This is a genomic window from Methylobacterium sp. JK268, assembly GCF_054052225.1.
In genome coordinates, this window is the sequence record NZ_JBSVZN010000006.1 from 178,461 (window position 1) to 190,356 (window position 11,896).

Annotated in this window: 12 protein-coding genes and 1 tRNA gene; 8 read left to right on the forward strand and 5 right to left on the reverse strand. The window is 69.3% G+C overall.

The features are described from left to right. Nucleotides 1–8 precede the first annotated feature (8 nt). Nucleotides 9–734, reverse strand: a complete 726-nt coding sequence (locus ACW9J6_RS08605; RefSeq protein ID WP_457116059.1) for a Tim44/TimA family putative adaptor protein — start codon at nucleotides 732–734, stop codon at nucleotides 9–11. 357 nt (nucleotides 735–1,091) lie between these two features. Here ACW9J6_RS08605 and secB point away from each other — a divergent pair, with 357 nt between their 5' ends. Next, nucleotides 1,092–1,598 carry a protein-export chaperone SecB gene (gene secB, locus ACW9J6_RS08610; RefSeq protein WP_457116040.1) on the forward strand — a complete coding sequence of 169 codons (507 nt, stop codon included), beginning with the start codon at nucleotides 1,092–1,094 and terminating at the stop codon, nucleotides 1,596–1,598. Nucleotides 1,599–1,971: 373 nt separating this feature from the next. Here secB and ACW9J6_RS08615 read toward each other — a convergent pair whose 3' ends face one another. Beyond that, nucleotides 1,972–2,256 (reverse strand): hypothetical protein, encoded by a 285-nt coding sequence (locus ACW9J6_RS08615; protein ID WP_457116041.1) that lies wholly within the window; start codon nucleotides 2,254–2,256, stop codon nucleotides 1,972–1,974. A 208-nt stretch (nucleotides 2,257–2,464) separates the two neighbouring features. On the opposite strand from ACW9J6_RS08615, the gene ACW9J6_RS08620 reads away from it, so the two are divergent. Then, nucleotides 2,465–2,556, forward strand: a tRNA-Ser gene (locus ACW9J6_RS08620). A gap of 236 nt (nucleotides 2,557–2,792) precedes the next feature. Here ACW9J6_RS08620 and ACW9J6_RS08625 read toward each other — a convergent pair. Further along, nucleotides 2,793–3,056 (reverse strand): helix-turn-helix domain-containing protein, encoded by a 264-nt coding sequence (locus tag ACW9J6_RS08625; RefSeq protein ID WP_457116042.1) that lies wholly within the window; start codon nucleotides 3,054–3,056, stop codon nucleotides 2,793–2,795. Nucleotides 3,057–3,166: 110 nt separating this feature from the next. On the opposite strand from ACW9J6_RS08625, the gene ACW9J6_RS08630 reads away from it, so the two are divergent. The 5 genes from ACW9J6_RS08630 (at nucleotide 3,167) to ACW9J6_RS08650 (ending at nucleotide 7,607) form a co-directional block, all read left to right on the forward strand. Continuing rightward, on the forward strand, nucleotides 3,167–4,417 hold the full coding sequence (locus ACW9J6_RS08630) for an MBL fold metallo-hydrolase (protein WP_457116043.1): 1,251 nt from the start codon (nucleotides 3,167–3,169) through the stop codon (nucleotides 4,415–4,417). Further along, nucleotides 4,414–5,457 carry a hypothetical protein gene (locus ACW9J6_RS08635; protein ID WP_457116044.1) on the forward strand — a complete coding sequence of 348 codons (1,044 nt, stop codon included), beginning with the start codon at nucleotides 4,414–4,416 and terminating at the stop codon, nucleotides 5,455–5,457. The genes ACW9J6_RS08630 and ACW9J6_RS08635 overlap by 4 nt, the downstream gene beginning before the upstream one ends. Nucleotides 5,458–5,586: 129 nt before the next feature. Continuing rightward, complete coding sequence (locus ACW9J6_RS08640) at nucleotides 5,587–6,411, forward strand: hypothetical protein (RefSeq protein WP_457116045.1); 825 nt, start codon at nucleotides 5,587–5,589, stop codon at nucleotides 6,409–6,411. 144 nt (nucleotides 6,412–6,555) lie between these two features. Continuing rightward, entirely contained in the window at nucleotides 6,556–6,906 is a 351-nt protein-coding gene (locus ACW9J6_RS08645; RefSeq protein WP_457116046.1) for a hypothetical protein, read from the forward strand. Continuing rightward, nucleotides 6,903–7,607 (forward strand): hypothetical protein, encoded by a 705-nt coding sequence (locus ACW9J6_RS08650; RefSeq protein WP_457116047.1) that lies wholly within the window; start codon nucleotides 6,903–6,905, stop codon nucleotides 7,605–7,607. The genes ACW9J6_RS08645 and ACW9J6_RS08650 overlap by 4 nt, the downstream gene beginning before the upstream one ends. Before the next feature lie 496 nt (nucleotides 7,608–8,103). Here the strand turns inward: ACW9J6_RS08650 and ACW9J6_RS08655 are convergent, their stop codons facing one another. After that, nucleotides 8,104–9,942 (reverse strand): methyltransferase domain-containing protein, encoded by a 1,839-nt coding sequence (locus ACW9J6_RS08655; protein ID WP_457116048.1) that lies wholly within the window; start codon nucleotides 9,940–9,942, stop codon nucleotides 8,104–8,106. A 67-nt stretch (nucleotides 9,943–10,009) separates the two neighbouring features. Here ACW9J6_RS08655 and ACW9J6_RS08660 point away from each other — a divergent pair, with 67 nt between their 5' ends. Next, entirely contained in the window at nucleotides 10,010–10,855 is an 846-nt protein-coding gene (locus ACW9J6_RS08660) for an HNH endonuclease (RefSeq protein WP_457116049.1), read from the forward strand. Here the strand turns inward: ACW9J6_RS08660 and ACW9J6_RS08665 are convergent. After that, nucleotides 10,840–11,786 (reverse strand): IS630 family transposase gene (locus tag ACW9J6_RS08665; protein WP_457116050.1). Its coding sequence is split into 2 segments (ribosomal slippage): nucleotides 10,840–11,447 and nucleotides 11,447–11,786, totalling 948 coding nucleotides; the frame shifts between segments, so codons are not numbered across the junction. The genes ACW9J6_RS08660 and ACW9J6_RS08665 overlap by 16 nt on opposite strands. Between the last annotated feature and the right edge of the window lie 110 nt (nucleotides 11,787–11,896).

An 11,896-nucleotide genomic window follows, 5' to 3' on the forward strand; every position in this document is an offset into this window, starting at 1 on the left:
CGCGGCCGTCACTGCCCGGCTTCGGTTGCGACGAGCTGCCAGTTCGGATCGCGGCTGCCCAGCGTGCGGGCGAAGGTCCACACGTCGGTCACGTCCACGACCGCCTCCGGGTTGCCGTCCACCACCGCGCCCTGCGCGTTGCGGGTCGCCGTGATCAACTTCGAGAGGTAGCGCACGGTGATCTGGGCGACCCGGTTGCGCAGGTCGACGCCGACGATCTCGGCCCGGTCGATCGACACGAAGGTCGTCTCGACGCTCTGGCCGGCGCGCTCGCGCGCCTGGATCGCCCGCTCGAACCCCTCCGCGACCTCGCGCGAGAGCAGGCTCTTCAGGGTCTTGCGGTCGCCCTTGGCGAAGGCCATCACGATCGTCTCGTAGGCGATCTTCGCGCCGTCCGTGAAGGCGCGGGGATCGAAGGCCGGCTCCTGCTGCAGCAGGAGGTCGAGCCCGCGGGACGCCGCCGAGTTCGGTTCGACGACGCCCTTCCAGTTGCGCGGCACCGTCGCGGTGGCCGGGGCGGGGGCGGCGCGCTCCGGCCCGGCCCCGGGCAGGCGCACCACGTTGTCGCCGCCCTCGCGGGGCGCGGGCGGCGGCTCGTCGCGGCGGCGCAGCAGCGAGTTGAAGGGCGGGCGCTCGTTGCCGGTCTTCTGGCCGAGGACCGACCGCAGCTTCCAGATCACGAAGACCGCAAGCCCGAGGAAGATCAGGGTCGTCAAGTCGAGGGAGTCCTGCATCATCGATCCGATCGTGGCGGCGGCTCACGCGCCGCCCGGGCCCGCCCGGCGGCTTTGGCATCGGCCTCCGTGGAAGGCAAGCCGCGCGCCGGGGCCGCGCCGCGCCTCCCTTCCGCAGCTCATCCGACGGATATGGGGACACGCCCCCGCGGCTTCCAGGCGTCGCGGCGGGTCCGGCACCGTCGCAACCCCTGATGTCGTAAGGGAATAAGGCCGGGCGCGACGCCGCACCCCCACGCTTGTTCGCCCCGGTCCGGCATGTTAGCGGCTTTCCGCCCGGCGCGCGCGGTCCCCGCGCGCCGGCGCGACCCGATGCGGGTCCGACCGGCAACACGATTCCCGAAGGAAACACCCACCATGGCCGATTCCCCGTTCCCGAACGGCAACGGTGGCGCCGCGGCGCAGCCCGACGACCTCACGCCCGCCCTGAACGCGCTGGCGCAATACGCCAAGGATCTCTCCTTCGAGAACCCGAACGCGCCGCGCTCGCTGCAGCCGCCGCAGGGCCAGGGTCCGCAGATCAACATCCAGGTGAACGTCAACGCCCGGCAGCTCGCGGAGGCCGATTTCGAGGTCGACCTGCACCTGGAGGGCGACGCCAAGATCGGCGGCGACGTGCTGTTCGCCTTCGAACTGACCTATGCGGGGATCTTCCGGCTGCGCAACATCCCGCAGGACCAGATCCATCCGGCGGTGATGATCGAGTGCCCGCGGCTGCTGTTTCCCTTCGCCCGGCAGATCATCGCGGACGCGGTGCGCAACGGCGGCTTCCCGCCCCTCTACATCGACCCGATCGACTTCGTGGGTCTCTACCGCCAGAAGGCCGCCGAGGCGCAGGCCCAGTCCGGCCAGCCCTTCGCGTGATGGGATCCGCCCCGCCGCGCGGTGGGCGGATCGCCCATTTCAGCGCGGCGGAGCTTGAGAGGCGCCCGCACGCGATCCGGACGCCCCGCGCGCCGACGTCGGTGGGGGGATCGCCCGCCGTCACGGCAGCGGGCCTGGAAGCGCCGAGGGAGGAGAGGCTTTTCCGACCCGCCGGACGCCCGGCCGGGAGGGACGATGCGGTGGCCGGTGCGACGCCGCCACCCTGCCGGGCCGGGGCGCCGCATGCCCTGACCCAGGTTAGGGCTGCTCTGGTCCCGGGCGGGGGGCTGCCCTGCGCGTCCGGCCTGAACGGGCCGGGAACCCGGTCCCGCGCCGCCGGTTCACGCGGACGCGCCCGCGCGCCGGCCCGTCCTCACGCCCCGGCCGGGGCCGCCTTGCGGGACCGGCGCTTGGCGGCCGGGGGCTCCGCGGGCTCGGGATCCGGGACCGGCCCGGACGACGCCCGCGCCTCGCGGGCGATCATCTCGACGATGCTCTGGGGCAGGCGCACGAAGTGACCGGTGCCGTGCCCGGTCCGGTCGAGGATCTCGGCGAAGACCGGCCGATGCGGCTGGTGGCCGGCCTCGCTCAGCGCGCAGGGCCGACGCGGCAGTTCGCTTAACCTCGCGGCGAGGTCCTTCGGCACCAAGGCGTTCACCGGCAGCGCTCCCGATCCGTTGCGACGTGGACCCGGCTGTAGGGGCGGCTTGGTTAAGGCCGGCCTGACGGCGCCGGCCCCGTGCGCCCTGTGGAGCCGGACCGGCCGCACGGGGCGGCCACCGGGTCCCGGGCGCCCGGTCAGGAGCGGCCGATCGCGCGAATCCGGGTTGACCGAAACCCGGCAATTCCCTAGAGCGATCCGACCCGGAGACGTGGCCGAGCGGCTGAAGGCACTCGTTTGCTAAATGAGCAAGCCTCGAAAGGGGCTTCGAGGGTTCGAATCCCTCCGTCTCCGCCATTTATCGCCCTAAGATGCTGATTAGATTTGATTTTTCGATCTGGCTATATGGGTATCCCACAGCGCATCCCACATTTTGATTCGGGTGGGTTCGGACAGGATCGGACCTGTCGGGATTGGCTTTTGGCCGTGTAGGGTATGCACACCGTGTAGGCTGTGTAGGGTGTGCATGCCGTGCTGACAGTCGAAGGCCCGGGCGTGCCCACTGGTCGCTCACAGCACCTAACACCTCCGCATTAACTGCGTCCCCGTCGGCCACCCCGCAGCGGCAGCGGTGGTGATTCGTCGGCGGCTGGCGCTACGAACAACTCACTCAGCGGCACGGCCAGCGCCTCGGCGACCTTGTCGAGTAGATCGACTGTCGGGTTCTCCACCTGACGCTCCAGCCCCCCTAAATACGCCCGGTCAACGCCCGCATCGGCAGCCAGCCGTTCCTGGCTCAAACCCTGCGCGACACGCACGCGGCGCAGGTTCCACGCGACCAAAGCTCGTCCCTTCATGGAGAAGGATCAAGGGTCAGGGCGGGCTATCAAACCACTGGCTATAGCCATAGGGAACGGCTACGGTTGGCATGCGGCGAGGAAGACCGCACGGGGCAAGCAGGGTCACGATGCGGGTGTGCATTCACCGCGGCACGCGCGAGATCGGCGGCACCTGCGTCGAACTCGCCCACGACGGCGCCCGGCTTCTCCTCGACCTCGGCCTGACACTCGACGCCACGGCAAACGACGCGACCTGTCACCCACCGGTCGAAGGACTCGACGGCAGCGGTGACCTCCTCGCGCTCATTCTCAGCCACGGCCACCGCGACCATGTCGGGCTAAGCCACCTCACCGGACTCAACCTGCCGGTGGCGCTCGGTGCGGCGACGCTCCGCATCCTCCAGGCCGCCGCCACGTTCGTTCCCGATACCTGGGTACCGCCGAAGCCGGTGACCTTCGGCCACGGCCAACCCCTCACCTTCGGCCCCTTCACCGTTACCCCGACCCTCGTCGACCACTCCGCCTTCGACGCCTACGCGCTCCTCGTGGAAGCCGGCGGGCAGCGGCTGCTCTATTCCGGCGACCTGCGCGCGCACGGGCGCAAGGGCGCCCTCTTCGAACGTCTGGTCCGCAGCCCGCCGCGCGACATTGACGCCCTCCTCATGGAAGGATCGAGCCTCGGCCGCCTCGACGCCGAGCGGCTTTTCCCGACCGAGGACGAGATCGAGGACCGCTTCGTTGCGCGGTTCCGCGAGATGACGGGCTTGGCCCTCGTCGCGGCCTCCGCCCAGAATATCGACCGCGTCGTCTCGCTCTACCGTGCCTGCAAGCGCACCGACCGTACGTTGATCCTCGACCTCTACGCCGCTGAGATCCTGGCCGCGACCGGCCACCCCAGCATCCCGCAATCCGACTGGCCGGGCGTGGCGGTCTTCGTCCCGCACCACCAGCGCGTGCGCATCAAGCGCACCGGCCGCTTCGATCTGCTCACGCGACACGGCCACCAGCGCATCTACGCGGAGCACCTCGCGGCGCTCGCGCCTCAGGCGGCCCTGCTGTTCCGGCACTCCCTGCTGCCAGACCTCGACCGGGCCGTCTGCCTCGCGGGCGCCGAGGCGATCTGGTCACAGTGGGACGGCTACCTCCGACAGCCCCGCGGACAGGCCCTCGCCACCGATCTTGCCGCCCGCGACATCCCGCTGACCCACGCCCATACCTCGGGCCATGCCAGCATCCCGGACCTCAAGCGTCTGGTGGCGGCGATCGCGCCCCGGCGGCTCGTGCCGATTCACACCTTCGAGCCGCAGCGCTTCCCAGCGCTGTTCGGCGCCAGCGTCGACATCAAGGAGGACGGACAGTGGTGGGACACGACGGCATGAGCGAGACAGCACCCTATCGAGTCCTGGGCGAGCCGTTCCTCGCGGCGCTCGAAGCCCTCGCGACCGCGCCGCATGGCGGCTGGTGGGCCGACGTCCTCGCCGACTCGGACCTGCTGCTGGCAGTGCGCGACCGCTCGCTCAACGTCTACTATCGCGGCGCGTCGCTGTTCCGGATCACCCCGGCGGGCGCGGGCGTCTCGGCTGAGACGCACGTGAAGTACCTCGTGCGCCAGCGTCAAGCGCTGACCCGGCTCGGCCAGGACGGCAGCTTCGCGCTCGACCCAGGCACGGCGGTGTGGACGCGCCACGAGGGGCCCGGCACGCTGTCCGAGATGAAGCGGGCCGCTGCCGCACTCTCCGGCCTGGAGAAGGCGGGCGTGCACGCGCTGGTGAAGGCCAGCCCGAACGTTGTCGATGTCGAGATCGCGCTCACCGGCGCACCCATGGAGGCTGCGCCCACCGAACGGGAGGACGCGGAAGCAGACGCCATGCTCCTGGCACCGGACACTGAAGCCTCGGCAACTCCAACTCCGGCTCAGACCCGCCAGGATCGGCTCGACGCCGCGAGCCTGGAGGAGCGGGGCGCAGCCAACGAGGCGTGGCTGGTGTTCCACGAGGCCAAGCTCGCTGCGAACCCGAGCCTTCGTTCGAAGACCACCCCAGCGATCGTCACACAGCTCGCGCGCTACCGCGCGACACTGACTGAGCAGGCGGAGCGGCTGGCAGAGAGCTACCCGGCTCTGTGCCGCGATCTCGTCCGCCTCGATGCCCTGCGCCGGGCGGTGCGTGCCGCCCGCGGCCTCGCCGCCGTGCCGACCCTCGATCCACTCGTGGACGAGGTCGCCCGCGGCGCGCGCCTGCTCCGGGTCGACACCGAGCCGCGTCTCGTGGTGTTCGGCTTCGATGCCGACCAGCGTGACGGCGCACTGAAGGCGGTGATCGACGAACTGCGCGGCCAGCACAGGCTACAGGTCTACGCGGTCGGCCGGCCCGGCGGGCGCACGACGGCTGCCTTCCGCCGCCCCGCCGACGCGGCCTGACGGCACCCACCCAGGTAGGGTGCGACCGCCGGCCGCGGCAGGAATCTGCGTCCGGCGGTAAATTCCGAGGGGGGTCAACGGGAATACATATCCTCGGCTCTGCCGGAGCCTCCGCGAGACCCCTTCGTCATGTCCAGCCCATTCCCGTCATCCGCCCTGCGCACCGCCCTCCGGGCCGGTATTCTCACCGGCCTCTGCCTCGGCGCCCACGCCGCCTGCGCCCGCGAGCCCGCGCCCGGCCGCAGTGCGCTGACCCGCTACCTCGGCTCCTGGGCGCCGACCAAGCAAGCCTGCGGCGTGCTAGACAAAGGGGCGAGCGAGCGCCTGACGCTCACAGCCGAGGACGACGGCTTCTACCTCTACGACGATCGCGCTGGCGACATCTCCTGCCGCATCGAAAAACAGCGGCACTACCCCGACGGCGTCAACCTCGACACGGTCTGCGGCCGCGGCCAAGAGCCGCCGTACAACTTCCGCACGGACTACTCCTTCCGCCTGATGCCGACCCGCACGCTGATGGTGACGAACAGCTTCGTCGACCGCAAGCCCGAGGTGGTCGAGTACGTCCGCTGCGTAAAGGCGGACCTGCCGGACCCGAGCGCGCAAGTGCAGCGCGCGGCCGCGACGACGAGCCAGTACGTGTTGCCCCCGTTGGCCGGCGGCGAGTTCTACGAAGGGCAGGCCTACCCGGCGGACTACGAGGAGCGCCGCACAGAGCTCCTGGGCGCGAAGGCGAAGCCGCTCGTACGCCGCACGCACGAAGTCTGCACGCAGCCTTTCTGCAAGAAGTACCCCGAGATTCGCGCTTGCTACGCCGACTACTGCGTCGGCCGCTGGGAGCGCGCGGACGGCGCGACCGTGGACTACGTCGTGAAGCCGGACACGCTCGAAGTCCTGAAGATCGTCTGCCGTGACACCTGCAGCGCGGACGAAATCCGCCCGCACGTCCGGTAAACTGCCCGCGCCCAACGACCCGGCAGCTGGAGAAGCTAAGACATGCAACTAGCAGGTAGATGCCGGCTGGAGCACTCCGACAACGCGGGACCTACCGCACCGAGCGTCGGCATCTTTTGGTGCGTGCCGAACGGCGGACGCACCGTGCTGGTCACCGACCGCACGGCTATGACCGAGGCGGAAGTCTACGGCGACTGCCTCACCCACCCGCGCGGGCACCACGAGGTCTGGGAAGCATGGCGCAAGCTCGGAGCCACGGCGCTGCGCCGCCGTGGCCTGCCGCCGGCCATCGTGAATCACGAGTACGAGGCGTTCCCGCGCGGGCGGGTGGTCTACATGCGCGAGCCGGCGCTTTTCACCCTCTACGCCGACCGGCACCTGCACCGGCCGGAGACGGTCACCAGCATCCTCCGGCTTTTCGGCCTCACCGGCGAGCGGCACACGGTGCGCTCAGACGCGCACTATCGGACCCGGGACGGAGGGCAGTTCATATGACCACCAGCTCGGCCGATATCGAGGCACTACTGTTCGACGGCAACGACCTCAGCAACCCGACGCCCGGCATGCTGCCGGCTATCTTTCGCGACATCATCGGGGGCCTTGATGCGGCTGGTCTCAGCTACGCCGTGGTCGGCCGCATCGCCCTGGCGCTTCATGAGCAGGCCCGCTCCGTACGCGAGATTGAGATCGTCGTAGCTCTCGACGCAGACGAGCACGAACGCATCGCGGTCCTCACACGAGCGACCCAGGAACGATTCGCGGCACACCTGGACCCGCGGCAGTGCGAGCACCCCATCGTCCTGACGCTGAGGCCCAGCACCTGTACAATCGAGGCACAGTTGCTGTCTAAGGCGATCCCCCGCCAATGGTTCGGCGTCGAGGCACGACTAGCGAGCGCGGAGCACCTGCTTTGGCTGTGGTGCCGCACCGAGGGTCCTGACCATGCCATGAACGCCAGTGCGCTCATCGTGGGCGGCACGGTCGACCTCTACTGCGTACGGGGTCTGCTGCGCACGACAGACGACGTCGAGGAAAGCGGTCAGCGACGACTGCGGTTAGCAATCGGCGACGCGGTCTTATCGGCAACGTCCTCGTTCAACAGGTTCATGACAGAGCGGCGCACCCGGCTCGACCCGAACCGCGTACCGATCTGGCAGCTACAACGAGCGAAGGCCGCGGACAGCGGCGAGCGCTGAGCGTCCAGCCGTCCGACATGCCAGCTTCGCATCGCTGCGTAGGGCGACCGCGTCCACGGCTGTTTCGCGCCTGTCGCGACCACTACATCACAACGAAAATCACCCCAGGTAGAGGCAGACAAGTTAGACTGGTAGGCCCCCCTGCCGCCTACGGCGCTTTTGCCGGTGGACGCCAGCGTACCTCCGGCGAGCGGATGAGTGCCCCCTTGGCCCCCGGCACCTCTGCGGCCATGCCCCTACGGCTTGGCGCTGTTAAGCTCTCCACCCGGTAGACCTCGGCACCGAGACCACCCGACCCGGACCATCGCCGGTTTTCCGCCGATCCCGACCACGCCAAGTGTTTGGAACTTGGCACCGCTCGACGGGTCGGTTCTGCCGACACGCGGCCTCGAAGGCGGCCAACGAGCTCCAGCTCGGCCCAACAGGTCAATGCCTCCGGAAGCGCTCATCAACCGCACATCCGCTGCACGACCATTGGCGCGACGACGGGCCCAGTTCATCCGATCGCCGCTTCGTTCGGCCGCAGTGCCTGGCCACGCGCGCCTGCCCATTCTGGTGCCTGCTGATCCTGGCTGACGCGCAACCGTCGCCATTCCAATCCCGCGAACGCGGCATCGAACGAAGCATCCGCCCCGATCGGCAACGCCGCCCGCGCCTCGGCCCAGAACCGCTGCGCCAGGCCTGGGTCAGCGTCCCAGGCCGTCTGCCACCACGCCAGGATCGGCTCGCGTGCCTGGGCCAGCGCCGAAACGGATGGCAACCGGTCGCGTTTCTCATGCTGGTTCACCCGGCGCGAGGACGGGACCAGGTTCCATAGGTCGCCGCACGGCCACGCCGACCACGGAAGGGCGTGATCGATGTCGAGGGCATCGAGTCGCAGCGGCGTACCGGACCAGACGCAGACCAGCGGCGTCCCCGTCTCGGCGAGCCGCCCGGCTACGAGGCGGGCCAACCCTGTATCCCGTGCGGGTTCCTGCCAGACGAGGCACGTCTCGACCGCACCGGGTTCGCACGCGCGGCTCATGCGCACCGCGTAGCCCCGGATAAGCCGCGCCCACTCGGCGACCAGCACCGGCTCGACCCAGGCGCCAAGCCGCAGCAGCGTGCGCCACAGCGGACCCGGCACGGACAAGTGGCCCCAGGCTGTCAGTGTCTCGGGCGTGAGCGTCACCGGGCCGGTCACGCGTGCTGGTCGCCCGACCCCTTCGAACACAGGTCCACCCGCGTTCGGGTAGGTCGTATGGCGCGCCGGCATCGCGAGGATCGTGCGTCGCACCTCGCCGAGCGCCGCAACGAGGGCGTCGGCCCGGGGACCGGCGAAGCGCATGCCGAGCCGCAGATCCCCCGCCGTGATCCCGAGCGCCAACAGCGCGCGGAAGCCCGGGCCCGCGAACCTGAGACCGTCCGGCCCAGAGTTGCCCGGCGCCTGAGGCAGGCCGGCCGCGACGAGGGGCAGGTAGGCACGCAACCAGTGCAGGGCGACGCAGCCCATCGGTACAAGCACCTGGTCGCCCCCATCCGGGGCCGGTACGGCGAGCGACGGAGCCGCGTCGGCGATCTTGGCCACCGCACGCAGGAGCCCGAGCTTGTAGGTCGAGGACTTCTCGTCGTTGAGCACGATGCCGCGGATCAGTGGCAGGCCAAGACTGCTGTCGTCGGGCAGGCGCAGAACCATGCTCGTCCACGCGACGCCGGCCCTACCTAGACGGTCGGGTTCGTCGAGGGCACGCAGGACAGCGAGACCGTGATCCCGCGCCAGCGCCTCGATCTCACCCACCGAGGTCGGATACATCGCACGCTCTGGCTCCTCGGGGCCACCCCGCAGGGTCAAGATGAGCACGCCGCCGGGCTTGAGCAGCGTGGTCAGGTTACGGAAGGCGCGCGGGCGCTCGCCCGGGGGCAGGTGCATCCACACGGCCGAGAGCAGTACGAGGTCGTAGCTCAGACCCAACCGATGCACGGCCGTCAACGCGGGCAATCGATCGTCGACCCAGCGCAGCTCCGGGTGCAGCCGCCTGCCCTCCGCACGCATCCCAGCGGCAGGTTCTGCGGCTACTACCTCGAAGCCCAGGCCGACTAGCCACGCCGCGTCACGGCCGGAGCCCGCTCCGACATCGAGGGCGAGGCGTCCCGCACCGCTCGGTAACAGGTCCTGAAGCCGCCCCCAGAGGGCTCCAGCACACACAGCTTCGTAGCGCGCCGTGAACGCCGCCGCTCCGCGATCGTAGGCGGCGATGGTCCCATCTAAAACGCTCATGCGGCCCGTGGAGCAGGAATGCCGACTGGATCGGCGATGAAGAGACCGGGACGTTCTGCGTCGACGCGGGCGCGTCATCAAGTCTGTCGGCCAGCGATACGATCGTGGCCTTGCCAAACGTCGGGCGCTCCACCACGCTCGACGGATGGTTCACCTGTTCGTCGCGATCACCGACCGGGACTGGTTCGACACCCTCGCCCGGCAGACGCCGGATGAGGTAAACTTCTGGCAGCCGAGCGGTCGCTACAACTTCCGCGCCCTACAGCCGGGTGAACTGCTGCTGTTCAAACTACACGCGCCCGACGATGTGATCGTCGGCGGTGGCGTGTTCTCCCACGGCTCGCTCGCACCACTGTCACTGGCCTGGGAAGCCTTCGAGACCCGCAATGGCGCGTCCAGTCTCGCCGAGATGCGCCAGCGCATCGCGCGCTACCGGCGAGAGGCAGGACCGCTTGACCCGCGCAGCGATCCGGTGATCGGCTGCCGCATCCTGACGCAGCCGTTCTTCTGGCCTCGCGCGCAATGGTTACCGACCCCAGCGAGCTTCGCCAAGGCCATCGTTCAAGGCAAGGGCTACAGAACCGACGAACCGGAGGGACGCGCGATCTGGGACGCTGTGACTGAGCGTCTCGCGACAGGTTCGGCGTCTGAGGCGGCAGCGCCTGCTGTAGACCTCCCCCGCTACGGTTCTCCTGTGCTGGTGCTGCCTCGTCTTGGTCAGGGAGCGTTCCGTCTGGCCGTGACAGACGGCTACGAGCGGCGCTGTGCAGTCACGGGCGAGCGGACGCTGCCGATCCTGGACGCCGCCCACATCCGCCCATTCACTGAGGGCGGCGCGCATCACCTCTCCAACGGCCTGCTGCTGCGCACCGACATCCACCGACTCTTTGATCTCGGCTACGTCACAGTCTCGCCGGACCATCGATTTGAGGTTAGAGCGTTTGCCGTTCAGTTAGAAATAGCTTGGCTTGCGGCTCAGTCGGCATCGTAGCCCGACGCAGCGATGATGCGGCCGCACTCCCGTGGCTTGAAGCAGCGCAGGATGCGCTGGACGGCCCGATACAGAGCCTCCTCGCTGCGCGCTGCCGCCTTGCGCAGCAGCGCCTTGATCTTGGCAAACACCTGTTCGATCGGGTTGAAGTCTGGCGAGTAGGCGGGGACATACAGGATCCGCGCTCCCACCTCCGCGACTGCCTCGCGCACCCCCTCCACCTTGTGGGCCGACAGGTTGTCGAGGATCACCGTGTCGCCCGGGCGCAGGCTCGGCGCCAACTCCTCCTTCACGTAGGCCAGGAATGCGGCACCGGTCATCGCGCCGCGGCGCAGATGCGGGGCGACCAGCCCATCGCTGCGCAAGCCCAGCACCAGCGTCGTGCTCGCCCAATGCCCGTGCGGGGTCGCCATCCGGCATCGTTCGCCGCAGGGCGCTCGCCCGCGCAAACGCGCCATCTTGGTGTTGACCCCGGTCTCGTCCACGAACACCAGCCGCTCCGGATCCAGGTCGAGCTGGTCCTCAAACCACGCCTCGCGGACTTCCTTCACGTCTGGGAGTTGCTGCTCGGCGGCATGCGCTGTCTTTTTTTATATGTCAGGCCGTGCCGCGTGAGCAGGCGCGCGATCGCGCTGAGCGAGGTCTTGACCCCGCGCCGGGACAGACGACCCTTCAACTCGGCCAGCGTCAGGTCGGGCGTCCGCGCGACCTGGTCGAGCAGAACCGAGGCGTGCTCTTCGAGATCAGCCGAGCGACGGTCCCCGCCCATGGGGGCAGCTGCTAGCGAACCGTCGCAGCTCAACTGGGTGCGCCACCGGCTGGCACTGGCTGGGCTGACGCCGAACCGCTCGGCGACTTGCGAGCAGGACAAGCCCTGCTCCAGAGCAGCAACGACGCGACGACGAAGATCGACGGACAGGGCGGCAGGCACGGTTCCTCCTCGTGCACCTGAGGATTGATCTCCACCAGGTAACATCCACATAGGAGCGGGACCACGTCCAGCCAAGCGAAGCCATTTCTACCTGAACGATAAATGCTCTA